The 23,658-nt window shown below is 66.7% G+C and carries 21 protein-coding genes and 1 pseudogene; 17 read left to right on the top strand and 5 right to left on the bottom strand.

Annotated elements, in window-relative coordinates:
- Positions 1 to 85 precede the first annotated feature (85 nt).
- The 9 genes from FHT32_RS19675 (at position 86) to FHT32_RS19635 (ending at position 8,364) form a co-directional block, all read left to right on the top strand.
- Entirely contained in the window at positions 86 to 1,099 is a 1,014-nt protein-coding gene (locus tag FHT32_RS19675) for a bestrophin family protein (RefSeq protein WP_176666281.1), read from the top strand.
- Between the two features lie 197 nt (positions 1,100 to 1,296).
- Entirely contained in the window at positions 1,297 to 1,776 is a 480-nt protein-coding gene (locus FHT32_RS19670) for a carboxymuconolactone decarboxylase family protein (RefSeq protein ID WP_145760058.1), read from the top strand.
- Between the two features lie 23 nt (positions 1,777 to 1,799).
- Positions 1,800 to 2,555: an SDR family oxidoreductase gene (locus FHT32_RS19665; RefSeq protein WP_176666280.1), complete on the top strand. Its 756-nt coding sequence runs from the start codon at positions 1,800 to 1,802 to the stop codon at positions 2,553 to 2,555.
- A 178-nt stretch (positions 2,556 to 2,733) separates the two neighbouring features.
- On the top strand, positions 2,734 to 3,309 hold the full coding sequence (locus FHT32_RS19660; protein WP_176666279.1) for a YceI family protein: 576 nt from the start codon (positions 2,734 to 2,736) through the stop codon (positions 3,307 to 3,309).
- A 10-nt stretch (positions 3,310 to 3,319) separates the two neighbouring features.
- Positions 3,320 to 3,691: a c-type cytochrome gene (locus FHT32_RS19655; RefSeq protein ID WP_256099068.1), complete on the top strand. Its 372-nt coding sequence runs from the start codon at positions 3,320 to 3,322 to the stop codon at positions 3,689 to 3,691.
- Between the two features lie 50 nt (positions 3,692 to 3,741).
- Positions 3,742 to 4,236 (top strand): Ohr family peroxiredoxin, encoded by a 495-nt coding sequence (locus tag FHT32_RS19650; RefSeq protein ID WP_176666278.1) that lies wholly within the window; start codon positions 3,742 to 3,744, stop codon positions 4,234 to 4,236.
- Between the two features lie 96 nt (positions 4,237 to 4,332).
- Positions 4,333 to 4,962 carry a response regulator transcription factor gene (locus FHT32_RS19645; protein WP_176666277.1) on the top strand — a complete coding sequence of 210 codons (630 nt, stop codon included), beginning with the start codon at positions 4,333 to 4,335 and terminating at the stop codon, positions 4,960 to 4,962.
- A gap of 32 nt (positions 4,963 to 4,994) precedes the next feature.
- On the top strand, positions 4,995 to 5,621 hold the full coding sequence (locus FHT32_RS19640) for a response regulator transcription factor (protein WP_176666276.1): 627 nt from the start codon (positions 4,995 to 4,997) through the stop codon (positions 5,619 to 5,621).
- Positions 5,602 to 8,364: a winged helix-turn-helix domain-containing protein gene (locus FHT32_RS19635; protein WP_371132205.1), complete on the top strand. Its 2,763-nt coding sequence runs from the start codon at positions 5,602 to 5,604 to the stop codon at positions 8,362 to 8,364. Before FHT32_RS19640 ends, FHT32_RS19635 begins: the two co-directional genes overlap by 20 nt.
- A gap of 7 nt (positions 8,365 to 8,371) precedes the next feature.
- On the opposite strand, the gene FHT32_RS19630 is transcribed toward FHT32_RS19635, so the two are convergent.
- Entirely contained in the window at positions 8,372 to 9,121 is a 750-nt protein-coding gene (locus FHT32_RS19630) for an SDR family NAD(P)-dependent oxidoreductase (RefSeq protein ID WP_176666275.1), read from the bottom strand.
- Positions 9,122 to 9,218: 97 nt separating this feature from the next.
- Here FHT32_RS19630 and FHT32_RS19625 point away from each other — a divergent pair, with 97 nt between their 5' ends.
- Entirely contained in the window at positions 9,219 to 10,106 is an 888-nt protein-coding gene (locus FHT32_RS19625; RefSeq protein ID WP_176666274.1) for a LysR family transcriptional regulator, read from the top strand.
- Positions 10,107 to 10,108: 2 nt separating this feature from the next.
- Here the strand turns inward: FHT32_RS19625 and FHT32_RS19620 are convergent, their stop codons facing one another.
- Entirely contained in the window at positions 10,109 to 11,983 is a 1,875-nt protein-coding gene (locus tag FHT32_RS19620; RefSeq protein WP_176666273.1) for a CocE/NonD family hydrolase, read from the bottom strand.
- A 178-nt stretch (positions 11,984 to 12,161) separates the two neighbouring features.
- Here FHT32_RS19620 and FHT32_RS19615 point away from each other — a divergent pair, with 178 nt between their 5' ends.
- The 3 genes and pseudogenes from FHT32_RS19615 (at position 12,162) to FHT32_RS19605 (ending at position 14,450) form a co-directional block, all read left to right on the top strand.
- Positions 12,162 to 13,154 (top strand): acyltransferase, encoded by a 993-nt coding sequence (locus tag FHT32_RS19615; RefSeq protein WP_176666272.1) that lies wholly within the window; start codon positions 12,162 to 12,164, stop codon positions 13,152 to 13,154.
- 89 nt (positions 13,155 to 13,243) lie between these two features.
- Positions 13,244 to 13,747 (top strand): annotated as a pseudogene (locus FHT32_RS19610) (hypothetical protein); the annotation flags it as partial.
- 286 nt (positions 13,748 to 14,033) lie between these two features.
- Entirely contained in the window at positions 14,034 to 14,450 is a 417-nt protein-coding gene (locus tag FHT32_RS19605; RefSeq protein WP_176666271.1) for a phage integrase family protein, read from the top strand.
- 286 nt (positions 14,451 to 14,736) lie between these two features.
- Here the strand turns inward: FHT32_RS19605 and FHT32_RS19600 are convergent, their stop codons facing one another.
- The 3 genes from FHT32_RS19600 to FHT32_RS35310 are packed head-to-tail and all read right to left on the bottom strand — an operon-like array spanning position 14,737 to position 19,432.
- The gene (locus FHT32_RS19600; RefSeq protein WP_176666270.1) at positions 14,737 to 15,207 is read right to left on the bottom strand and encodes a hypothetical protein; all 471 of its coding nucleotides are present in this window, start codon (positions 15,205 to 15,207) and stop codon (positions 14,737 to 14,739) included.
- 23 nt (positions 15,208 to 15,230) lie between these two features.
- Complete coding sequence (locus FHT32_RS19595) at positions 15,231 to 16,478, bottom strand: M20/M25/M40 family metallo-hydrolase (protein ID WP_176666269.1); 1,248 nt, start codon at positions 16,476 to 16,478, stop codon at positions 15,231 to 15,233.
- A gap of 5 nt (positions 16,479 to 16,483) precedes the next feature.
- Positions 16,484 to 19,432: an FAD-dependent oxidoreductase gene (locus FHT32_RS35310; RefSeq protein ID WP_176666268.1), complete on the bottom strand. Its 2,949-nt coding sequence runs from the start codon at positions 19,430 to 19,432 to the stop codon at positions 16,484 to 16,486.
- Positions 19,433 to 19,540: 108 nt separating this feature from the next.
- On the opposite strand from FHT32_RS35310, the gene FHT32_RS19585 reads away from it, so the two are divergent.
- The 4 genes from FHT32_RS19585 (at position 19,541) to hydA (ending at position 23,595) form a co-directional block, all read left to right on the top strand.
- Positions 19,541 to 20,437 (top strand): dihydrodipicolinate synthase family protein, encoded by an 897-nt coding sequence (locus FHT32_RS19585; protein WP_176666267.1) that lies wholly within the window; start codon positions 19,541 to 19,543, stop codon positions 20,435 to 20,437.
- Positions 20,438 to 20,512: 75 nt separating this feature from the next.
- Positions 20,513 to 21,346, top strand: coding sequence for an ABC transporter substrate-binding protein (locus tag FHT32_RS19580; RefSeq protein WP_176666266.1), 834 nt, complete (start codon positions 20,513 to 20,515; stop codon positions 21,344 to 21,346).
- Positions 21,347 to 21,394: 48 nt separating this feature from the next.
- On the top strand, positions 21,395 to 22,117 hold the full coding sequence (locus FHT32_RS19575) for an amino acid ABC transporter permease (RefSeq protein WP_176666265.1): 723 nt from the start codon (positions 21,395 to 21,397) through the stop codon (positions 22,115 to 22,117).
- Between the two features lie 23 nt (positions 22,118 to 22,140).
- Positions 22,141 to 23,595, top strand: a complete 1,455-nt coding sequence (hydA, locus tag FHT32_RS19570) for a dihydropyrimidinase (protein WP_176666264.1) — start codon at positions 22,141 to 22,143, stop codon at positions 23,593 to 23,595.
- The last annotated feature ends 63 nt before the right edge of the window (positions 23,596 to 23,658 follow it).

Here is a 23,658-nt window from a genome sequence, read left to right as displayed (position 1 = left end):
GCCCACCCTCAGAAATCCATCCAGAGCGAGCGCGCATCCGCCGAACGGGCGGCCGCTCGCTCTTTCGCATCTCCGAAAGTCCACCATGCACCTAGGCAAGACCTACAAAGTTTCCGAGTTCATCGCCTGGACGCGGCGACAGATCTATCTGCTGCTGGCCGTCGGCACCGTGCCCGTGCTGCTCTACCAAGTGCTCGGGCTGCGGTGGCTCACCATTCCCCTGACCGTGGTGGGCTTGCTGGGTACCGCAACCTCTTTCATCGTCGGCTTCAAGAACGTGCAGACCTACAACCGCACGGTTGAGGCCCAGCACCTCTGGACCTCGATCCTCAACAGCAGCCGGTTCTGGGGCGCGAGCGTCGGTGGCTTCGTGCGCAGCCCCATCGACGCGCGCGAACTCATCGATCGTCACGTCGCATGGCTGACCTGCCTGCGCTACGAGCTGCGCAGTGCCAGGCCGTGGGAGACGATGGAGAAGGCGTCGAACGTCGAGTACCGCGATATCTATCGGATCCCCGAGCGCGAGACACCTATCGACGACGAGCTGCGCAGACATCTTTCGAACTCCGAGCATGCACAGATCCATGAGGTCAGGCTCAGCCTCAAGGCGACGCAGGTGCTCTGGCTGCAAAGCCGGGCATTGAGGCGGCTTCACGATCAGGGCGACCTGTCCCTGACCACGTACATCGAACTGAACAAACTGCAGAAGGAGTTCATCGACCAGCAGGGGCGCGCGGAGCGCCTGAAGAACTATCCCTACCCGCGGCAGTACGCGATCATCAATACGCTGTTCGTGTGGGCGTTCTGTGTTCTCCTGCCATTCGGGCTCCTCAAGGAGTTCGACAAGCTCAACGACGGCATCAGCGGCCTGATGCAGGGTTGCATGGTGTGGCTCGTGATTCCTTTCAGCGCCACGATCTCGTGGATGTATACCTCGCTCGAACAGGTGGGCGAAAGCACCGAAAACCCGTTCGAGGGAAGCGCCAATGACGTACCCATCACGCTCATCGCCAGGACCATCGAGCGCGAGATGAAGGAGTTCATCGGCGAGACCGATCTGCCCGTGCTGCCGGTACCGGTCCACGAAATCATTCTTTGAGGCCTAGCGCCTTGCGAGGCCTGGTTGCGCGTATCGGTGCGCATTGGTGCGCATCGATCAACACGGTGAGGCCCCTTGCATGGCTACCGGCCGGGCGCGACGAAACCTAGCATCAAGTCTCTCTTTTGCGAACCCTCGTGAACGGTGGCTCAGTCGCCCTGAGCCCAGGCATCCGCCGATTCTTCAAGGACCCAACCATGACCCAACGCATCAAGTACGCTGAAAAGTCCCCCGAGATTTTCAAGAAGTTCGTCGAGTTCCTCAACGCCATCAAAGAAGGCTCGATCGAAGAGCCGATCCGCAATCTGGTCGCGATCCGCACCTCGCAGCTCAACGGCTGCACCTTCTGCCTGGACATGCATGTCAAGCAGGCCAAGATCCAGGGCGAGCGTGAACTGCGCCTGTTGCACCTGGCCGCATGGCGCGATTCGACGCTCTTCATCCCGCGCGAGCGCGCAGCGCTGGCCTGGACCGAGGCGCTGACGAAGCTGTCCGAGCAAGGCGTGCCCGACGAGATCTACGAGCGCGTGCGCACGCAGCTGTCGGAAAAGGAAATCTCCGACCTCACGTTCCTGGTGATGTCCACCAACGCGTGGAGCCGCTTGAACATCGCCCTCAAGACGGTGCCCGGCTCTTCCGACAAGGTCTTCGGCCTGGACAAGGCCAAGCTTTCCTGAACCCATCGCACAAGGAGTACCCCATGAAAATCGTCGTGATCGGCGGCTCTGGCCTCATCGGCTCTAAGGTCGTCAACAAGCTGCGCGAGGCTGGACATGAAGTCGTCGCGGCTTCGCCCGCGTCGGGTGTGAACACCATCACCGGTGAAGGCCTGGATGTCGCCATGGCGGGCACGCAGGTGGTGCTGGACGTGGCGAACTCGCCGTCGTTCGAAGACAAGGCCGTGCTCGAGTTCTTTCAGACCTCGGGGCGCAACCTACTGGCGGCCGAGGCGAAGGCCGGCGTCAAGCACCATGTGGCACTGTCGGTGGTTGGTACCGACCGCCTGAGCGAGAGCGGCTATTTCCGCGCCAAGATCGCGCAGGAGGCACTCATCCGCGATTCCGGCATCCCCTACACCATCGTTCATTCGACGCAGTTTTTCGAGTTCCTGGGCTCGATCGCGCAGTCGGGCGCCGACGGCGACTCCGTGCACCTGTCGCCGGCCTTCGTTCAGCCCATCGCGTCGGACGACGTGGCAGCGGCAGTCGCTGACTACACCTTGGGCCAGCCGCGCAACGGTGTGGTCGAGATCGCGGGTCCCGAGCGCGTTCGCCTGTCGGATCTGGTGGCGCGTTACCTCAAGGCCACCAACGACAAGCGCACCGTGGTGCCCGACGTGCATACGCTCTACTTCGGCGCCGAGCTGAAGGACGATACCCTGGTGCCGGGGCCGAATCCGCGCATCGGTGCGCTGAACTTCGAGGCCTGGTTCGCGCTGCCCAAGGCGCCGCGCTGACGCGTCTCCGAGGCGCTGCCGGGGCTCCCTCGATGCGAGCGCCTCCGCCGCGACAGGCCACCAAAGCAGGCACACACGACAGGCGTCCCCTGACGTGTGCGCAGTCTTGCGCTGCGGCCTTCTCGGCGGAGGTCGTGAGCTCCGGCCAGCAAACTGCCATTCGGCTCCATCCAGAGACATGACCGATACCGTCAGATCCCCCACAACGACCCTGCCGCAGGAGCTGAGTGCGGTACGCCGCAGCCACTATCGGCTGGACCCGGTGCACACGCGCGTGCTTTTCAGCGTGTCGCACTTCGGCATCTCCACCTACTACGGCGAGTTCCTGAGTCCTTCGGGCGTGCTCGACATCGCATCGCCGCAACCCGGCGCGGGAGCGCTGACGGTGTCGGTGCCCGTCGCCAATGTCCTGACCTCGAGCCGCGTGCTCGACGAAGAACTCCGCAGTCGCGACTGGCTCGACGCCGAGCGCTTTCCGGCCATGACCTTCACGTCGACGTCGCCGGTCTCCCTGGCGGCCCGGAGCTTCCAGGTGGCCGGCAACCTGTCATTGCACGGGGTCACTCGCGAGATCGTGATGGATGCGAGCTTCGTCGGCGCAGGCGTCAATCCGACAAAGCAGGTCTACACGATCGGTTTCGACATTCGCGGCAAGATTCGCCGCAGCGACTTTGGTGTCATGGCTGCGCTGCCGCAGATCGGCGAGGAGGTCGGACTGATCATTGGCGCTGCCTTCGAACTGGAGACGCCTTGAGGGGCCTGAAATGAACATGCGTCGAACCATTCCGCTCTTCGGCCTCGTGTGGATTCTCCTGGTCGCCTTCGCTGCGAACGCCCAGGACGTGGTCGCGGGAAAGCAGGTCTACGCCCAGTGCGCGGCTTGCCACTCGATCGACGGAAGCCATGGCGTCGGTCCCAGCCTGCAAGGCGTGATCGGGCGTCAGGCCGGTAGCGCGCCGGGCTTTCGTTTCAGTCGAGCCATGAAGGGCGCGGGCTACCCGTGGGATGCGAAAGCGCTCGATGCCTACATCGCGAATCCGCAGGGTGCTGTACCGGGCAACGTCATGCCCTATGCCGGGCTGGCGGATGCCAAGCAGCGCGCCGACCTCATCGCCTACCTGGCCTCGCTGAAATAGTCCGCGGGCGCGGTGCTCGGCGCACCGCGTCCTTCCGTGCAATCTCGACCATGACCAAGCTGCAACCTCCCCCTGTCTCCCTCCTGAACAGGTACCGGGGACCGGAATTCCAACCCCTTTACTCGACCAAGGTCACCGTGAGCGGGGGCAAGGCAGCACACGGACGCGCCTCGGGCGTTGCTCGCTCGAACGATGGGTGCCTCGATATAGCGCTGCGGCTTCCCGTCGAACTCGGTGGCGGAGGTGGCGGGACCAATCCGGAGCAGCTGTTCGCCGCAGCCTATGCAGCGTGCTTCCATGGCGCGCTCAACTTGCTGGCGACTCGCAAGGGCATCCCTCTCGTGGACGCCCGGGTCGAGGTGTCGGTGGCATTCGGGCGCGATCCCATGGACGGCCTTTTCATGCTCACGGCCGACGTCACCATCCACCTGCCGGGTGTCGAGAAGAGCCTTGCCGAAGAGTTGGTGCGCCATACCGAGCGGTTCTGCCCCTACGCGAAGCTGGCGCGAAACGGAATGACCAGCATCGTGGCGCTCGCCGCATAACCGCGCCGGCTCTTAACAAGGTTTGACAGGCTTTAACTGGCGTACGGAACGCCCTTTACCCAGACTCCAGCCATGGTTTCAAGAAGGACCGCGCCCATGACCGCACTGGCCCACGCCCTCAGGATCAACGTGTCGATCGCACATCACGACCCGTATGTGGCCACGGGCATCGCCGCGCTGCTGCGCTCCAGCACCGATTTCACCGTCCAACCCGAGAGCCTCGGCGAGGTCGACGTGGTGGTCGCGGACTATTCGACCGGGATGCTTCGGGCTGCGGCACCGCGCCGCGGCGCAGCCAAGGTGGCATCGCTTCTCATCGTCAGCGAGCAGGACCGTGGGTGGCAGATCCGCCGCGCCGTCGACGCCGGCGTGCGTGGCTACCTTCTGCAAGACTGCTCGGCCAACGAGCTCGCGGATGCGGTGCGTTGTGTGGCCGGCGGGCGCCGCTACCTGTCGCGGTCGGCGGCGGACCGGGTGCTGGACACGCTGGTCCAGTCCGTCCCGACTGCCCGCGAGTTCGAAGTGCTGCAGCACATGGCGTGCGGCCTGGGCAACAAGAACATCGGGCGGCTGCTCGGTATCAGCGAAGGCACGGTCAAGACGCACGTGAAGACGATCCTGGCCAAGCTCGGCGAGCAGACGCGCACGGGCGCGATCACCGAAGCGATCCGCCGCGGGCTGCTGGATGCCCGGCACCCTCTCGCCGATGTGCCGTTGTCAGCCTGAACACCTTTCCAAAGTCTCCGAGTTTCTCCGCCATGTCACAAAACTCCATCATCTCCGTCAGGGTCCGGCACGCGGACCCGCTTGTCATGGCAGGTCTGGTCGCGCTCCTCGACCGGGAGCCGGACTTCGACGTTCAAGCCGCTTCGGACATTCACCGGGGCTGCGCCGACGTGGTCGTGACGGACTACGGCAGTGCAATGGGATTGCTGGCGGCCTCGTCGGAGATTGGCAACGGTGCAGATGCTTCGCTGCGGGATCTCCCTCGACCTCGCGTCGTGGTGATGACACGCCAAGACAAGGAGGGCGAGATCGCGCAAGCCATGCACAGCGGCGTGCGTGGCTATCTGCTCCAGAGCGCCGATCCGCTCGAACTGGTCGACGCCATCCGCCATGTGGCGCGAGGCGGCTCGCACTATCTCTGCAACCGCGCGGCGGCACTGTTCGACAGCTGCCCCCCTCGCACCTGGCTGACCGCCCGGGAAGAGGATGTGCTGCGCTTCCTCGTCAAGGGCGATTGCAACAAGGGCATTGCGCGCAAGCTCGACATCTCGGCCAACACCGTGAAGGCGCACGTCGCCCGGATATGCGAGAAGCTGCACGTCCGTTCGCGTGCGCAGGTGGCAATCCAGGCCACGCAACGTGGATTGGTTCGTGCCTGACGCATCGGCCGAAGCCGGCTCGTGCGTCTGGCGCTTCGGATCGTTCTCGCTGTGGGAGGCGCAAAGGCGGCTTGAACGTCATGGATTGCCGATCCGCTTGGGCTCCAGGGCTTTCGGCCTCCTGCTCGAGCTGCTGAAGCGAGCGGGGGAGGTCGTCGGGAAGGATGAACTGCTTGCGGCGGTGTGGCCTGACGTCGTGGTCGAGGAAGCCAGTGTCCGCGTGCACATGTCGATCCTGCGAAAGGCGCTGGGCGAGCCCGATGACGGGAATGGCTGTGTCGAGTGGATCTCCAATATCCCGCTTCGCGGCTATATCTTCCTGGGCAGGGTTCGTCGTGAATTCGGCCCGTCCGAGGTCGTCGCACTCGCAGAGGCTTCTGCCCCCATCGAGGAAGATGCAGCCGTATTGGCGGCGTTGCCCGTGCGCTTTTCTAAGCTGATAGGACGCGACGTCGAGATGGCGCGGCTTCTTTCCATGCTGTCCGAGAGCCGACTGGTCACGCTGGTTGGGGCGGGTGGCGTGGGCAAGACCAGCGTGGCGGTGCGTGTCGCGGAGCGATACAGGGAGGTTCACGGTGGCAGCGTCTGCTTCATCGATCTGGCGCCATTGACTTCGCAGGAGCACGTGCTGAGTACGGTCGCGCGCGCCCTGGGGGTGCGCGGCGACGTGCCGGAGGTCGCGCAGGCCATCATCCAGCGCCTGGAAGGCACGCAAGCCCTGCTGCTGGTCGACAACTGCGAGCACGTCATCGAGACGTTGGCGCCGTTGCTCCACAGGTTCCTCGCCGCATTGCCGGACCTGCACATCTTCGCGACCAGCCGCGAGGTCTTGCGCATCGAGGGTGAGCATGTGTCCAGGCTCCTGCCTCTGGCGGTACACGAGGATGCCTCCGTCTCGCTGGCCAACGCCTTGGACTCACCGGCTGTGCAATTGCTCGTCGAGCGCGCCCGTGCGGCGGGCACCGATGCATTCGACGATGCGAGCGCGGCCCCGCTCGCACGCATTTGTCAGCAGGTCGACGGCATCCCGCTGGCCATCGAACTGGTGGCGGCACGTCTTGGCGCGCAGTCAGCCAGCGATCTCGCGCTGAGGCTCGACGACCACATGCGTCTTCATTCGACGATCCGGCGGGCCGTGCTACCACGGCAGCGCACGCTCGCGGCGACGCTCGACTGGAGCGTGGGCCTCCTTGGCGCGCCCGAGCTGATGCTGTTTCGCAGGCTGTCGATCTTCCGAGCGCACTTCGATGCCGAGGCGGCGCTCAGCGTCGTTGCGAGCGATCTGGATCCCGACGTGGCTTCGGATGCATTGATCTCGCTGGCCAGCAAGTCGCTCGTGGTCTATGACGAAGAGAAAGGAGTGCACCGCCCCTATCGGCTGCTCGACACCACCCGGAGCTATGCCCAGGCACTCATGCTGCGCGCGGGAGAGCAGAAACTGGTGTCAAGGCGGCACGCGCGGGTGATGCTCGACCTGATGGGCAGCGCCACGGCCGACCTGGCCTCGCTCGATGCCCGAGAGTGGGTGCAGTGCTACGGCACGCTGCTGGACGACGTCCGCGCGGCCTTGGACGCCAGCGTGGCCCAGGACGAGGATCCGGACATCGCAGGGGCGTTGACCATTGGCTCGGCGCCGCTGTGGTTCCGCCTGTCGGAGGTCGGCGAGTACCGCGACCGGGTCCGGACGGTATTGACCTATGTGCAGACGCTGCCGCGACCTGACCACCTGGCTGCCGGTTGGCTTCAACTGGCGCTCTACAACGCGCTGTGGCACACCGGCGGCAGCGTGGCGGACATGACGCAGGCCTGCGAGCGCGCCCTGGATGCCGCGCTGGCGTTCAAGGTGAGAACCCTCGAGTTCCAGGCACGCTGGGGCTTGTGCGCGCTCAACGTCACGCGCGGGGACTATCCCTCTGCGTTGCAGCATGCCGAGGCACTGAGGGCCTATGCGCTCCAGTCTGAGAGCGACGTGACGCGCAACCTGTCGCATCGCATGCTCGCGCTCGCAAGCTTCTTCTGCGGCGCGCTGGCAGAGGCGCAGACGCACGCCGAAGCCGCGATGGACGTCGATGCTGCCATCCGGCACAACCAGGGCAATACCTTCCAGCCAGATGCGCGCATCACGGCCATGGCCATCCTGGCCAGGACACTGTGGATCCAGGGCGACATGCAGTCGGCGATGAGCACCGCGCGGCGCTGTGTTGAGGAGGCCGAGGCACTGGGTCACGCGATGTCGCTGTGCGTCGCGCTGTTCTGGATCTGTCCCGTGGCGATCTGGACCGGTGAGCGGCCGACGGCGCGCGCATGGGTCGATGCGATGCTACGCGAGACCCGGTCGAAGGGGCTCGACTACTGGCACGAATGGGCATCGTGCTACGACGACGCACTCAGGCTCGAGGAATTCGATGCCGCCGAGGAGCGCAAGGCCTACATCGAGCAGGTGGCCGGCAAGGCCCTCGGCATGGACATGCCACGCCGGGAGATGCTCGTGACCTTCTGCCTGGCATGGGTGGACGACGATCTGCTGGCGCGTGCGATGCGCGGAGGAGGGCAGTGGAGCGCGGCCGAGGTGTACCGGGCCATGGCCCGGCGTGAAGCACTGCAGGGAAATGCCGGCATGGCGGAGTCGCTTTGCCGGCAGGCCCTGGAGCTTGCTCGCGCGCAAGGCGCCCATGCCTGGGAACTGCGTGCCGCGCGCGATCTGGCCCGCATGGGAGATGAGCGCGGCAACGTTTCTGCCTGAGCTGGTTTCAGGTCAGCGACATGCCGCCGTCGACCTTCAGGTTGACGCCGGTGACGTACATGCTGTCGTCACTGGCCAGGAAGAGCGCTGCTTTCGCGAGTTCGTCGGGCCGGCCCATGCGGCCCAACGGGATCGCGGCGGCCATCTGCTTGTCGAACTCCGGGCGCACGTCGTCGGAGATGCCGAGCTTCGCCAGGATGGGCGTATCGACCGGCCCGGGGCTCAGTACATTCACCCGGATGCCGCGCGCCTTGAGTTCCAGTGCCCAGCTGCGCGCGAAGGCTTCGACGGCCGCCTTGCTGCCTGCATAGACCGCATGGTTGTCCATGACCTTGGTGCCAGCGATCGAGCTCGTGAGAATGATCGACCCCTTGTCGCGCATGAGGGGCAATGCGCGGGTCACGCCAAAGAACACCGCGCGCGTGTTGATCGCGAACTGCAGGTCGAAGTTGTCCACTGTGACGGCCGAGGAGGGCTCGAGGATGGCTGTGCCAGCGTTCGCCATGTAGATGTCGATGGCACCGAAGCGGTTCTTGACGACCTCTATCAGCCGTTCGTGCATCGAGAGATCGGCGACGTCGCCGACGAAGCCCATTGCATCCGATCCGAGATGTGCCAGCGCGGCATCGACGGCGTCCTGGCGCCTTCCCACGATGGCGACGCGAGCGCCTTCGGCCGCGAAGGCCTGGGCTGTCGCGAGGCCGATGCCGCTGTTGCCGCCGGTGATGAGGGCGACTTTGCCGGAGAGTCTTTGCATGAAGTTTCCTTGGTTGATGCAGAAGACTTCCATCTAGGTTCCCCCTGCCAATGAAGTAGTGGGTAGAAATGGAAACACTTGTGCCCAGGAGTCCGCAATGAACCCCCTTGATCACGCACCCGGCCTGGTCGCCTTTGTAAGTACGGTGGAGGCCGGCTCGTTCAGCGCGGCCGCACGAGTGCTCGGCACCTCACCGTCGGCGGTTTCCAAGGGCGTAGCGCGCCTGGAGCAATATTTCGGCGTGCGCCTTTTTCAGCGCTCGACGCGCGTGCTGTCACTGACCCAGGAGGGCAGCGCCTACTACGAGCGGATTGCTCCCTTGCTGCGCGCGCTCGATGAAGCGAGCGATGTGGTGAAGCCTGTCAGCGGCGCCCGGGGGTTGCTGCGCGTCACCGCCCCCGGCGATCTCGGACGCATTCTTCTGGGTCCTGTGGTCGAGAGGTTCATTCCCCGGCATCCAGGCGTCAAGCTGGAGGTGAGCCTGGTCGATCGGCAGGTCGACCTGATCCGAGAGGGCTACGACGTCGCGATCCGCGCCGGCCGGATCGCGGATTCCGACCTGACGGTGCGCCGCCTCGCCGAGATGCCGCTCGTGCTGGTCGCGTCGCCCGGCTATATCGCCCGCCGAGGCATGCCGGACTCGGTCGAGGCGCTGCGCGAGCACGCGCATGTGCGCTACATGCTGGGCGGCAAGGCGTTTCCCATCCGATTCGCCGACGGCACGGTGCTGCACACAGACAGCGCATTCGATGCCGACAACAGCGTAGCGCTGCGCATCGCGGCGCTGGGCGACCTCGGTGTCGCGCAGGTCCTGCGCCTGTTCGTGCAGGACGACATCGAAGCGGGCCGGTTGGTCCCCCTGCTGCCGCGCCGGCCGCTGCCGCCCGTGTCCATTTCCGCCTTGCACGCGTTTGGGCGGCAGGCGCCGGCGCGCCTGCGCCTTTTCATCGAGTTCGTCGCCTCGGAAATCGCGCGACTGTCCTGAGCTCAGGGGCCGGCCAGAGGGTCGCGGCGGCAGGGCTGCAGCAGCATCCGGCCGCACTCCGGGTAGGTCGGCGGGCCTTCGACATCCGCAAGGATGCCCAGGCGCACGACAGAGTCGTATCGTGCGTTGTGCAGTACGTACACCCGCTGCTGCTGCGTGAAGGTGTCGAACACGAGGCCGCCCGTCTGGGCCGGCGTATCGATCCAGATGCGCAGCCTGGAAGCCTTGCGGAAATAGTGGCCCATCTTGTTGATCTCGACGCGCGCGAAGACCGGCCGACCGGGCAGCAGTGGCATCAGTTGCCCCGGATCCTCGAGATGGATCGGGAGCAGCGGCGTCGAGCGCGCGGTATCGAGGTTACGGTTGGACAGCCGCAGCCAGCCGCGCTGGACGTAGGTTTCCTGGCCGTCGGGTCGCAGTTCGGTGACCGTCACCTGGATGTCGGCATCCCCGGCGTTGGCCATGATCCAGAGGTCGGCGCTGCCGGGGCCGTAGACCATCATGTCCTGCTCGAGGGCCGGCGAGGTGTAGGCCACGCTGGCCTTCTTCCAGTCGCCCGGCAGCGGGCCCCAGAAGGTGGTGCCGGTTACGTCGTTGACGACGACGCCGGTGCCGGGATAGTCGAACGCGTCGGCAGCACCTGAGGTGATCGTTTCGGAAAGAACATTGCCGGCGCCCAGGTGGAATTCCTTGACAGACAGGTCGGCCGGCCTGATTGGCCCCTTTCGTATGAGCCAGCGCGGCTTGGGTGAAGAGCGTCGATCCAGCACGCTGTCGCCAGTGCGGGATGCCTCCATCCACACCGTGGTGCGGGGCGTGTCGCGCTCGAAGCCGTTGTCCTGTCCTTTGACGAAGCGGTCCAGAAAGCGGATGGCCGTCTCCTGGAAAGCCTTGGCAAGATACATGTCGTGCGGGCCGTTCGTCTGGTAGAGCCACAGCTTTTCAGGGTTTAGCCTGCTCTGGTAGTGGCTGCTGCGCGGTGTGATGGCCTGGTCCTGGAAGGCTTCCAGGGAAAGGACGGGGGCGTCTATGCGATCCGCATGGCGCGCCAGGTCGAGGGTTTTCATGTATTCGTCGCGCAGGGGGTGTGCCACGGAGAGATGCATGCCCGAGTTCGTTTCCTCGGCCTTGAGGTTCTGCTCGACCTGTTTCAGGCAATCGGCGTCGCGTTCTTCCTTGGCGACCTCGGCGACGAGTTCGCTCCAGAAGGCACGGAAAAGCATCCGAAAGGGCGTCAGGAATCCCGGCGCCGGTACGCCGCCCGGCGCGATGGCGTCGCGGTAGTCCGTCAGCACCATGCCCGGGACGATGGCGAGAAGATGCGGCGGCCGGTTCTGCGCCGTCGCGACCTGGGACGAGCCGCTGTACGACGAACCGACCATGCCCACGCGGCCGTCGGACCATGGCTGCGCCGCGGCGAACTCGACGGCTTGCGCGCCGTGCAGGCCCAACTGCGGGCGGATGTATTCGAGTCTGCCGTTCGAGCAGCCCGTGCCCGCCGCGTTGACGCCCATCACTGCGTAGCCGGCCTCCACGAGCCGCTTGTCGAGCTCGACGGACATGGATGTCTTGTGCCTGAGGTAGGGCGCGCCGCCGATGGAGCCGGCGTCGTAGCCATTGAGGGTCAGGATCACTGGAAACCTGCCGCTTCCCTTCGGCAGGAGAACGCTGTAGCGCAGCCGTGTTCCGTCCGAGGTCGTGATGTAACCGGTGCGGCGGGCGGACCAGAACGGCGAAACGCCCCCCAGGTCGGGGAAGGCGAAGGGGCGTGATGCGGGCAAGCCTGTGTCGGGATCCAGCTGGGGCTCCTGGCCGTGTGTCAGCGGCGCGACCATGGCCGCCGCGAGCACCAGTGCGGCTGAAATGGCTCTCTTCATATCCTGTGTCGGGAGTTCGTGTCCTCGGGTGGCGCCTCCGTATGCGGGGCGCGCCCGAAGCGTATCGCTTTTCGCCAGGAGGGCGTGGGTTGCCGCGGAGATCCTGCGTACGAGAAGGGCCGGCACGTGCGCGTGATAATTCCGCGCTTTCGGCCCGCTGCCGTGGGCGCCTCCATCCATGCAATACAACCCAGCGCTCGACGGCGTCCGTGCCATTTCGGTGCTCGCCGTCGTCCTGTTCCATTGCGGCATGCCGGGAGCCAGGGGCGGGTTCGTGGGGCTGGACGTTTTCTTCGTGCTGTCCGGGTTCCTCATCACCTCTTTGCTGGCGGCGGAGTACAGAAGCGGCGCCATCGATGTTGCTCGCTTCTATGTGCGCCGTGCCATCAGGCTCTATCCGACCCTGCTACTCCTGCTTGCGGCCTACCTGGCGCTAGCTCCCTTTCTGTGGCCTTCGGATACCCAGTGGCTCGCCGCCACGCTCGGCGCGCTTTATATCTACGACTACGCGCTGGCCTTTTGGAACCCGACGAACACCATTGGGCATACGTGGTCACTCGGCGTCGAGGAGAAGTTCTACCTGCTTTGGCCGTTTCTGCTGCCGCTGCTTCTGCGGACGCGCCGCCCGGTCACATGGCTTCTGGCTGCATTCGCGGTGATCACCGCGTGGCGCTATGGCGTTGCGTGGACGTTGGGGTGGAAGCAGGCCTATTTCAGCTTCGATACGCGCACGAGCGGCATCATGCTTGGTGCGATCGCAGCACTGACTCAGTTCAGGGTCTCAAGATGGGCGTTGTTGGTTGCCCTTGGCGCACTCGCGTTTGATGCTGCACTGCCGTCGCTACCGACCGCGGATCAGCTCGAAGCGGTGACACTTCGCATCACTTTGGCGGAGCTCGCCGCCTTCGTGCTGATCTGCCATGCGGCCGCGAGCGCGAGGAGCCGATTGCTTTCCTGGCCACCGTTGGTCTACATCGGCAGACTGTCGTATGGGATCTACCTTTGGCACTTTCCCATAGTTTCGCTATTTGCCAAGTCGACATCCCCGTGGCTCAAGCTGAGCGTGACTTTGTCGTTGTCCGTCACCTTGGCCGCGATCTGCTTTCACGCAGTTGATGTGCCCCTTCGGAGGTGGCGAGCCAGCCGGGGCGAGTCGTTTCGGCTTTCGTAGGAGCCCTTGTTCCAGAGGCGAACAGGCGATTCGTCGGTCTGCGAAAGATCAAGAAAAGAGCTGCTCGAAGTCACCACACGTACTAAGGGGCCCTCAAGTGCGACTGGAGCGTCGAAGCCATGGTCGTCGGTGGCGTGTTCTACAACGTGCAAGTGGCGCACATGAAGCTGTGCGCCAGCCGAGCCTTCTGGCTGGTGGCCTACCCCAGCCGCAACCCGGCGCTTTGGCTCGTTCATCGAACTCAATGCCTGGCCGAGCGAGCGGTGTCGTTCGGTGTGGAGTGACACCACGCACCCAATCCATCGGCAGCTCACCGTGGCAGAGATGTGGGAGCTGGAGAAGCATCACCTCATGCCCATGCCGCTCCCCTTCGACGGCTACGTCGAGCGGCTGGCCTGGCCAGCCATGCCCGGCTGCCGGGCAGCGACCAGACCAGCTACGACCGGCAGCACTACATCAAGTTGGTGCAGCGCAAACCGGGCGCCTTGCGCAACGGCACGCCGTTCCTGGATCTGCCGGCGCCGTTGATGCGCTTGCACCAGTCGCTGCTCAGGCATCCTGGCGGAGACGGGGTCATGGCACAGGTGCTGGCTGGGGGTCTTGAAATCCGGGCGTACCGGTGTATCGCACGGGCCCGCTCATCTGGTAAATACTGATCGCTGTTCAGACACATGTCCGAAGCTTGGGCATGCAATTTGTCTGAATGGCGCACATCGGCGGCCCGGTGCGCCAGAAATACCGTTGTGGATCAACGCCCTGGCGCCTGGCATGTCCCGTGCAGGGTCTGTTCGATTCCGATCCACGGTGTGCGCGGGTCGCGGGGCGAAGCCGATCGCGCGCGCCCTTCCGTGCGCACACGAGAACCCAGACAGGAGACGCATGAAAAGCACCCCGCGAATTGCCGTTCAGGCGAAGGGAGCGGTCACGGGCAGGCCACATCATCCGCTGAGCGCACAGAAGACCGGAACGCCCCGCGCATGGGAGAGGGACGCGGTTCGATCGCGCGCGGACGCGCCGCAGGCACATGACAGCGTGGCGATCTGGTTCGATCCCTTGTTGTCCGAACGGCTCGCGCAGGCGGGTTTCGGCACGCTGAGACAGCTGGCGCAGCGCATCAACGACACGGGCACCACCTGGTGGTATCCGGTGCGCGGCATCGGCGTCACGCGCGCCGAACGTCTCGTGCAGTGGCTGCATGAACAACAGGAAAGCACGGGCATCCGCGTGAACCCCCGGGGCCTGAAGGCCCGCGCAAGCGGCTCGTGTCGCGAGGCGGCATCGGAGCATGCAGCCTGATCCGTGCGGCGGTCGGCGAACACAGGAGGCGTTCCCTCATCCTTCTGTGCCAGCGCTCGGTCCGGGAGGAAGGAAAGCACGACTGGGTGGCGATCCCCGAACCCGCCGAGCACTTTCCGTGAGGACACACATGAGGCCGAGGCGCCATCTGCATGCGATGGACGCTCGACGCGGACCTGCGTGCCTGGCCTTCGGCGAAGGGCAGCCTGATCGAGCGTTTCGCCCGATCAGGTCACTTCCGCGTCGAACCCGCATGGGTGTGCAAGCCTGGCGCGCCGCGGCCGGATCACCAGGGCTTCCACCAGCGTCGCTTGACCTGCCGATGCTCGAGCGGCCGCAGGTCCAGCATCTCGTAGTCAGGGGGGAGGGCGCCGGCGCGCCGGCGCAGTTCGGCCTCCAGCTGATGGGCAATGCCACGGGCATGCAGGTCGCCTTGCAGCGCTCGTCGGCGCCACTGCGTGGCCTGGGCGCCCAGTTCCTCGTCGGGCAAGGTTTCTGTCTCGGTCATGGTGCGGATGGTGATGAGGGGCCGGGGCTTCGTCGAGCCCGCATGCCCGTGCTGCTGCAAGCGTAAAGGTTTGCAGCGTCTCTTCATCGCCAAAACATGGGAGGACGCGCCAAGCGATTCAGGGTTGCCTTTGCCCTGGTGCCCTGGTGCCGTGGATGAGCCGGCACGGGTTGGCCATGCGGCTATCAGGGAACTTGCACTGGCGCGCACCGGAATCGCGGCACCGCTCGACGTGCTGATTTCGGCCATGCGCGTCGCCGACGAGACGGGAGTCAGCGTGTGAGCAGCCGATGCAGCGTGTTGGCGACCACGCGTGTGGCCTTGCGCAGTTCGTCCAGCGGCACGCGCTCGTCGGCGCGGTGACCGTTGGCTTCGAGCAGCGACTCGGGGCCTGCGCCGTACATCACGGTGGGAATGCTCGCCTCGCTGTAGAGGCGCGCATCGGTGTACAGCGGCACGCCAATCGGCGTGACCGGCTTGCCCATGACTTCGCTGGCCTCGCGGCACACGAGCTCGGCGAATTCGTCGGCGCCCGGCGCAGGCGCGAAGGGGCGCGCCAGAAGGATCTGGCGGATCTCGACCGAGATACCGGGCAGCGGCCGGCAGGCCGACTCGATCACCTCGCGCAGCTCGGCTTCGACAGCCTCGGGCGACTCTTCGGGGACGATGCGCCGGTCGATGCGCAGGGTCAGCACGTCGGACACCACATTGGTGTTGATGCCGCCGTCGATCAGGCCCACCACCATCGTGGGATGGGTGATGCCCGGCGTGCGCGACGGGCGGTCGGCGAGGCTGTCGCGGTAGCGGTAGAGCGCGGGCAGCAGGGTGGCCGCGGCTTCGATCGCGTCGTGGCCGGTGTCGGGCCGCGCGGCGTGCGCCGAGGTGCCGCGCACAACGACCTCGAGATGCAGGCAGCCGTTGTGCGCCACCACGACGTGGTGCGAGAAGGCGGCGGAAAGCACGAAGTCGGGCTTGCTCAGGCCCTTGGAGAGGATCCACTCCGGGCCCGTCATGCCGCCGGTTTCCTCGTCATAGGTCAGGTGCAGCTCGACGCTGCCGGCCAGGGGTGTGCCGGCGGCCGCAAGGTGCTTGAGCGCGCGCATCGCGAAGGCGTAGGTGGTGAAGTCCGACTTCGACACGGCGGCGCCGCGCCCGTAGAGCCAGCCGTCGCGCACCTCGCCGCCGTAGGGGTCGACGCTCCAGCCTGCGCCGGGCGGCACCACGTCGCCGTGTGCGTTGAGCGCCACCACCGGGCCGTCGCCGAAGCGCTCGCGCACGATGAGGTTGGTCACGCTGCGCATGCCGTGCGCGGCCGCGTGCTCGGCGGGCACTTCGTGGCGCTCGACCGTGAAGCCCATGGCTTCGAGCAGCCGGGCGGTGAGCTCGGCATGCGGGGCGCAATCGCCCGGCGGGTTGTCGGAGGGGCAGCGCACGAGTTCGGCGAGGGTGCGCACCTGCTCGTCGAAGTGCGCGTCGATGTAGTCGCGCAGCGTGTCGCGCGGGGAAGCGTTTTCGGTCATGGCGGTCAGAGGAAGCGGTCGATGAGGAAGGGGCTGATGTCGATGTCGGTGCGCCTGCGCACGAGGAGGTCGGTGACCAGCCGCGCGGTGACGGGGGCGAGCGTGTAGCCGTTGGAGGTCACGGCGTTGTAGAAGCCGGGGCGGCCGGGCACCTCGCCGAGGATGGGCGCGCCGTCGATGTTGACGTTCATTCCGGCCCAGCAGCGCACCATGTGCAGCCCGCGCACGGCCGGCAGCACGTGGGCTGCCACCCAGAGGTTGCCTTCGATGCTTTCGCGCTCGGCACGGTTGAGGCGCATGTCCTCGCTGAAGGCGGCCGTCCAGCCGCCGCCGATGATGAGGCCGCCGCTGGTGGCCTGCTTCAGGCTCAGGTGCCGGTCGGCATGTGCGACGAGGTGGTTGACCAGCGGCGGCGCGGGCTCGGTCACGATCATCTGCAGCGGCGCGCCCTTGACGGGGATGTTCACGCCCAGCATGCGGCCGACCGCGCTCGACCAGGCGCCGCTCGCGTTCACGACGCGCCCTGCGTGGATGCTGCCGCTCGAGGTGCGCACGATGAAGCCGGCGCCTTCGCCGGGCATCGCCTCGATGGACTGCACGTCGCAGCCGCGCAGCATGCGCGCACCCTGCTGCTGCGCGCGCCGGGCGACGGCGTAGGTGGCGCGCAGCGGATTGATCTTGCCTTCCATGGGGCAGAGCTCGGCGCCCAGCAGCTGCTCGGAGAGCGCGGGCGAGAGGCGGCGCAACTCCGTGCCGTCGATCACCTGCGCGTCGATGCCGTGGCTGCGCTCCAGCGCGGCCTTGGCCTCGAGGAAGCGCATGCCGGCTTCACTGTCGGCCACCATGAGGCCACCAGTGATCTTGATCTCGAGGTCCTCGCCGCAGTCGGCCTCGATCTCCTGCCACAGGCGCACCGACATCGGCCCGAGCGGCAGCGTCGCCGCGGCCGGGCCGCCGCCTTCCTGCGCCTTGGTGCCGAAGTCGAAGGACAGCAGCTGCACGTGCAGGCTGCCGGCGTTGGCGCCAGAGGCCTGCAGGTTGATGTCGTCGCGGTCGACCACCGTCACGTCCTGGCCCGCCTTTGAAAGGTAGTAGCCGAGGCAGGAGCCGAGCACGCCGGCGCCGATTACGAGCACGTCGGTGCGCAGCGTGCCCTCGAAGGGTGGCTGCTCCACCGGCCGCGCGAGGTTGGGCGTAATGGCGGGCTTGTGGCCGCCCCATTCGGGTTTCTCGAAGCCGAGCGCGCCGGCCGGCACCGGTTTGGCGGGCGGGCGCGGTGCGAAGTACTGTTCCACCTGAGGCGGCCGATCGGTCATCTCGGCCAGCAGACGGCCGGCGGTGACGCCGCAGTAGCGCGCCTGGCAGCGTCCCATGCCCAGGCGGGTGTTGCGCTTGAGCGCGGCCAGCGTGTCGCTGCCGGCACGGATCTGCTCGCGCACCGAGCCGAAGCTGATTTCCTCGCAGCGGCACAGCAGCGTTTCGTTGGGCACCGCCGCGAGAGTGACGGGCGGCGGCGCGTAGATCGACCACAGCGCCTGCTGGAAGCATTCGGCGCGATGCAGCTTTTCAGTGGCCTCGCGGGGCTCGGGGGCCTTCAGGCCGAGGTTGCGCGCGACCGCGGTGCCCGCCAGCGTGCCGCGCGCGAGTGCGACGCGGGAGCCGCCGAGATCGGCACCATCGCCGACCACGTACACGCCGGGCAGGCTGGTGGCCCCGTCTTCCTGCGTGACGGTTGCCAGGTAGCCGAGATGGCGGGGCGCGAGGCGGTGCTCGCAACCCAGCATGCGCGCGAGTTCGGTGGAGGGGATGAAGCCGTAGCCGAGGCAGAGCGTGTCGGCTTCGAGGCGACGCAGCGTGGAGGGCAGTGCGTGGCCTCGGGCATCGATTTGAGCCACCTGCGCCGAGCTCAATCCGGTGGTGCCTTCCGCGGATACGACGGCGTGCTCCCACAGCACGGGCACCTTGTGGGCGCGCAGCTTGCGCAGATAGCGCCAGCCGTCGAGCAGCAGATCGGGCGCCGTGCACGCCGCGCTCAGCAGATGGCGCCATTGCCGCGGCGAAGGGCGTGGGGCCGACTCCAGCACAGCGACGACTTCGGCGCCGCCCGCGAGCAGCTCCGCGGCGAGCTGCAGATTGAGCGGCCCGTTGCCGGCGATCACCACGCGGCGTCCGGGTGCGACGCGGTAGGCGCGCGCCAGCGTCTGGCCGGCGCCGGTGGTCATCACGCCGGGGAGGGTCCAGCCGGGGAAGGGCACGGGGCGCTCGTACGCGCCGGGTGCGATGACGAGTTGCCGGCAGCCGATCACGCAGGCGCGCCCGTCGACGAGCGCGGCCACTTCGCGCGGAGAGAAGGCCGCCCAGACCTGCGCGCCCGAGGCGATGACGACGCCGGCGGCGCGGACTTCATGTTCGAGCGCGAGGCCCTGCGCGAACTGGCGGTCGGCCGGGGAGGGCGCCTCGTGCGACGGCGCGAGCGGCTTGTAGAACTGGCCGCCGGGCTGGGGGCGCTCGTCGAGCACCAGCACGTCGGCGCCGGCCTGGCGCGCGGCGAGCGCGGCCGAAAGCCCGGCCGGGCCCGCGCCGACGACGAGCACGTCGACCTGCCCGCGTTCGGGTTCGGCGCCAGCTTGGGGTGCGAGCGGCTGCAGCGGATCGTCGGGCGTGCCGACGGGCTGGGTCGAACGCACCTGCTGGCCGTCGGCCACTTTCGTGAGGCAGGCGCGCTGGCTGGCCTGCCCATCGACGGTGACGAGGCAGTCGAAGCACGCGCCCATGCCGCAATAAAGACCTCGGCGCTCGCCGCGGCGGGTGTGGCGCATCGCCTTGATGCCGCCGGCCGCCAGCGCCGCCGCGATGGTCTCGCCCTCCAGCCCCTCCACGGGCTGCCCGTCGTACCAGAAGCGCACGGGGCGTCCGGCCGGGGTGATGGAAGGGTGGGTCAGTCTGGCGCTCATGGGCAGTGCGAAGGAAGAACGTCAACTTACGATTGACGCACTCAATTGTATACGTATACTCAACGTATACATATACCGAATTGTCCCGAATTTTCCCAAGGACTGCCCATGACAGCGTTCCGCGGCACCTATACGGTGCTCATCACCCCCATGACCGCCGACGGCAAGCACGTGGACGTGCCTGCGCTGAAGAAGCTGGTCAATTGGCAAATCGAGGAAGGCATCCACGGGCTGATCCCCCTGGGGAGCACCGGTGAGTTCCTCTCGCTGACGCCCGACGAGCGCCAGCAGGTGATCGAAACCTGCGTGAGCACCGCTGCAAAACGCGTGCCGGTGTTGATCGGCACGGGCGCGGAGTGGACCGACGAGTGCGTGCGGCTGAGCCGCGAGGCCGAGAGCATGGGCGCCGACGGCGTCATGATCATTCCGCCCTTCTACAGCACGCCCACCGACGACGAGCTGTTCGAGCACTACCGCAAGGTGGGCGAGGCGATCGGCATTCCGATCATGGTCTACAACAACCCGGCCACCGCCAACGTCGACCTCAAGCCCGAACTGGTGGCGCGCCTCTCGCGCATCGACAACTGCAGGTACATCAAGGAGTCGACGCTCGAAGTCACCCGCGTGCGCGAAATCATCGAGCTGTGCGGCGACCGCATGACCGTGTTCGCGGGCATCCTCGGCTACGAGTCGTTCTGGCTCGGCGCACAGGGTTGGGTGGCCGTGTGTTCCAACCTCATCCCGAAGATGTCGGCGCGCCTGTTCGAGCTGGTGGCCGACGAGCGCGACATGCCTGCGGCACTCGCGCTCTACAAGAAGATGCTGCCGATCGTGCGCTGGGTCGGCGGCCACCGCTACGTCGCGGCCTCCAAGGACGGCCTGTCGATGATGGGCCTGCCCGTCGGCAAGCCCCGCGCCCCGCGCCTGCCGCTGCCCGATGCCGATGCCGCCGAGCTGCGCCGCGAGCTCGCGCGCCTCGAACTGCTGGACTCGATCCGCGCCTGAAGCACCCGGCACCTCGTTTCCATCTCACCCGATTTCCCACCTCGTCGCCTCGATCCCCTCCTCAAGGACCACACCATGAAACGGCTTCCCGCTCTCGCGTCGGCAACGGCACTCTTCGTCTCCTTCGCTGGCGCCGCGAACGCGCAGCAGGCCTGCAAGTCGCCCGTGCCCGATTCGGCCCTCGTCAAGAAGGGTACGCTGACCATGTCGGTCAACCCGACGCTGCCGCCGATGCAGTTCGTCGACCAGTCCGGCGCGCTCAAGGGCATGCGCGTGGAGCTCGGCGAGCAGATCGCCAAGCGCCTGTGCCTCACGCCCGAGTACGTGCGCATCGAGTTCTCGGCCATGATCCCCGGCCTGCAGGCCGGCCGCTGGGACGTGATCAACACCGGCATCTTCTTCACCGAGGAGCGTGCCAAGCTGATGCAGATGCTCGTCTACGAAGACCAGGCCATCAGCATCAGTGCAGCCAAGGGCAACCCGCTGAAGATCGCCAAGCCCGATGACCTCTCGGGCAAGAGCATCGGCGTGGAGCTCGGTGGCTTCGAGGAGCGCAAGGCGCGCGAGCTCGACAAGCAACTCACCGACAAGGGCATGAAGGGCATGACCATCCGCACCTTCGAGAACTTCGCGATGGCCTTCCAGGCGCTGCGCGCTGGGCAGGTGGAGGTGGCGCTGTCCATCGACTCGACCGGCGCCGAATACCAGAAGCGCGGCGACTTCGAGCGCGTGCTCAACGGCCTGTTCCCCACGCCGGTCGCGCTGGCCGCGCGCAACAAGGAGCTGGCCGCCGCGATGGCCAAGGTCATGAACGACATGAAGGCCGACGGCAGCTTCCAGAAGCTGTTCGACCAGTACGGCGTCAAGGCCGCCGAGGGTGCCGTGGCCGTCAAGGGCCCGGCGAGCTGACGGGGCGCCGTCGTCCGCATCGCCATCGAGCAAGCGAAGGAAACTTCCATGGGACAAGGCTGGAGCTGGTCGGGCTTCTTCGACTACCTGTTCAACCCGTACATCCTCAGCGGCGCGGTGACCACGCTGTGGCTCACGCTCGCGGCGATCGCGGGCGGGATGGTGGTGGGCTGCGCGCTGGCACTGGCCCGCCTGTCCAGCCACCGCTGGCTGGCAGCCCCGGCGCACTTCTATATCTGGGTGTTCCGCGGCACGCCGCTGCTGGTGCAGCTCATCATCATCTTCACCGGCCTGCCTCAGCTGGGGCTGAAGCTCTCGGTGATCGAGTCGGCGCTGCTGGGCCTCATCCTCAACGAGGCGGCCTACCTCGCGGAGATCGTGCGCGGCGGCATCCAGTCGATTCCCGCGGGGCAGACCAACGCGGCGCGCGCCGTGGGCTTCAGCAGCGCGCAGACCATGCGCTACATCGTGCTGCCGCAGGCCATGCGCCTGATCGTGCCCACGCTGGGCAACAGCATCAACGGCCTGCTCAAGACCACCTCGATCACCTCGGTGATCTCCATGGAGGAGCTGCTGCGCCGCACGCAGGTGCTGATCCAGGAGAAGTTCATGGTGCTGGAGCTCTTCATCGTTGCCGCCATCTACTACCTGCTCATGACCACCGCTTGGGACTTCGTCCAGCGCCGCATCGAGCGCCACTATGGCCGTGCCTATGGCAATGGCTCCACGCCGGCAGCGGTACCCGCCGAGCCCGCGCTCGAGCAGCGCTAGAAGCTAGAAAGAACGCACGCCCCATGCGCACCTACGACCTGATCCTGCGCAACGCAGACATCGCCACCGCCGGCGACCGCTACACCGCCGACATCGGCGTGCGCGACGGCCGCATCTGCGCCATCGCGCAGGGGCTCGATGCGAGCGCCGCGCGCGAGATCGACGCGCGCGGCCGGCTGGTCACGCCAGGCGGCGTCGACGGCCACTGCCACTTCGACCAGCCCACCAGCGACGGCTCGCGCTTCGCCGACGACTTCCTCTCCGGCACGCGCTCGGCCGCCTGCGGCGGCACCACCACCGTGCTGCCCTTCGCCGCGCAGCAGAAGGGCCGCAGCGTGCAGGAGGCGGTGGACGACTACCACCGCCGCGCCGAGGGCAAGGCGGTGATCGACTACGCCTTCCACCTCATCGTGGCCGACGCCACGCGCGACGTGACGCAGCGCGAGCTGCCCGCCTTGATCGAGAAGGGCTACACCTCCTTCAAGATCTACATGACCTACGACGACCTGAAGCTGGACGATCGCCAGATCATCGAAGTGCTGGCCACCGCCCGCCGCCACGGCGCGATGACGATGATCCACGCCGAGAACAGCGACTGCATCGCCTGGCTCACCGAGCAGCTGCTCGACGCGGGCCTCACCGCGCCGCGCTATCACTCCAACTCGCGGCCGATGGCAGTGGAGCGCGAGGCCACGCACCGCGCCATCGCACTGGCGGAACTGGTCGACACGCCGATCCTGATCGTCCACGTCTCGGGCCGCGAGGCCGTCGAACAGATCCACTGGGCGCGCGGGCGCGGGCTGCCCATCCACGCCGAGACCTGCCCGCAGTACCTGTTCCTGAGCGCCGAGGACCTGGGCATCGACCCCGACGACCCGATGCACGGCGCACGCTGCATCTGCAGCCCGCCGCCGCGCGACAAGGCGAACCAGCAGTTCATCTGGAACGGCCTGTCGAGCGGGCTCTTCACCATCGTCTCGTCCGATCACGCGCCCTTCAACATGAACGGCAGCGACGGCAAGCGCGTGGCCGGCGACAACGCCTCCTTCGACCGCATCCCCAATGGCATTCCCGGCGTGGAAACCCGCCTGCCGCTGCTCATGAGCGAAGGCGTGCTCAAGGGGCGCGTCGACATCCACCGCTTCGTCGAGCTCACCGCCACCAACCCCGCGCGCCTGTACGGCCTGTACCCGCGCAAGGGCACCATCGCCGTGGGCAGCGATGCCGACTTCGTGGTGTGGGACATGTTCCCCGAGGGCCAGGAGAAGCTGCTGTCCAACGACATGCTCCACCACGATGCCGACTACACGCCCTACGAGGGCATGCGGCTGCGCGCCTGGCCCGGCCTGACCGTCTCGCGCGGGCGCATCGTGTGGCAGGACGGCGTGTTCCAGGCCGAGCCCGGCTCCGGCCAGTTCCTGCCGTGCCTGCGGCCGCGCGCGCCGAACGACGGCAATCCGTTGGACAAATGGCTCTGAAAGAATGGCGCTGAGGCCGCCTGGCCGGCCCTGCTAAGCTCACCCGCCCTCGAGGCTTTCGCC

Source organism: Variovorax sp. SG517 (genome assembly GCF_013376045.1).
Taxonomy (GTDB): Bacteria; Pseudomonadota; Gammaproteobacteria; order Burkholderiales; family Burkholderiaceae_C; genus Variovorax.
This window is presented reverse-complemented; position numbering and strand designations above follow the sequence as displayed.

Coding starts and splice junctions, on each gene's coding strand:
- FHT32_RS19650 (WP_176666278.1), top strand. CDS start 3,742: ATGACCAAGCTGCAACCTCCCCCTGTCTCCCTCCTGAACAGGTACCGG.
- FHT32_RS19595 (WP_176666269.1), bottom strand. CDS start 16,478: ATGACCGAAAACGCTTCCCCGCGCGACACGCTGCGCGACTACATCGAC.
- FHT32_RS19630 (WP_176666275.1), bottom strand. CDS start 9,121: ATGCAAAGACTCTCCGGCAAAGTCGCCCTCATCACCGGCGGCAACAGC.
- FHT32_RS19655 (WP_256099068.1), top strand. CDS start 3,320: ATGAACATGCGTCGAACCATTCCGCTCTTCGGCCTCGTGTGGATTCTC.
- FHT32_RS19615 (WP_176666272.1), top strand. CDS start 12,162: ATGCAATACAACCCAGCGCTCGACGGCGTCCGTGCCATTTCGGTGCTC.
- FHT32_RS19675 (WP_176666281.1), top strand. CDS start 86: ATGCACCTAGGCAAGACCTACAAAGTTTCCGAGTTCATCGCCTGGACG.
- FHT32_RS19575 (WP_176666265.1), top strand. CDS start 21,395: ATGGGACAAGGCTGGAGCTGGTCGGGCTTCTTCGACTACCTGTTCAAC.
- FHT32_RS19620 (WP_176666273.1), bottom strand. CDS start 11,983: ATGAAGAGAGCCATTTCAGCCGCACTGGTGCTCGCGGCGGCCATGGTC.
- FHT32_RS19600 (WP_176666270.1), bottom strand. CDS start 15,207: ATGGCCGAAATCAGCACGTCGAGCGGTGCCGCGATTCCGGTGCGCGCC.
- FHT32_RS19640 (WP_176666276.1), top strand. CDS start 4,995: ATGTCACAAAACTCCATCATCTCCGTCAGGGTCCGGCACGCGGACCCG.
- FHT32_RS19585 (WP_176666267.1), top strand. CDS start 19,541: ATGACAGCGTTCCGCGGCACCTATACGGTGCTCATCACCCCCATGACC.
- FHT32_RS19660 (WP_176666279.1), top strand. CDS start 2,734: ATGACCGATACCGTCAGATCCCCCACAACGACCCTGCCGCAGGAGCTG.
- FHT32_RS19645 (WP_176666277.1), top strand. CDS start 4,333: ATGACCGCACTGGCCCACGCCCTCAGGATCAACGTGTCGATCGCACAT.
- FHT32_RS19670 (WP_145760058.1), top strand. CDS start 1,297: ATGACCCAACGCATCAAGTACGCTGAAAAGTCCCCCGAGATTTTCAAG.
- FHT32_RS19580 (WP_176666266.1), top strand. CDS start 20,513: ATGAAACGGCTTCCCGCTCTCGCGTCGGCAACGGCACTCTTCGTCTCC.
- FHT32_RS19605 (WP_176666271.1), top strand. CDS start 14,034: ATGAAAAGCACCCCGCGAATTGCCGTTCAGGCGAAGGGAGCGGTCACG.
- FHT32_RS19665 (WP_176666280.1), top strand. CDS start 1,800: ATGAAAATCGTCGTGATCGGCGGCTCTGGCCTCATCGGCTCTAAGGTC.
- hydA (WP_176666264.1), top strand. CDS start 22,141: ATGCGCACCTACGACCTGATCCTGCGCAACGCAGACATCGCCACCGCC.
- FHT32_RS35310 (WP_176666268.1), bottom strand. CDS start 19,432: ATGAGCGCCAGACTGACCCACCCTTCCATCACCCCGGCCGGACGCCCC.
- FHT32_RS19625 (WP_176666274.1), top strand. CDS start 9,219: ATGAACCCCCTTGATCACGCACCCGGCCTGGTCGCCTTTGTAAGTACG.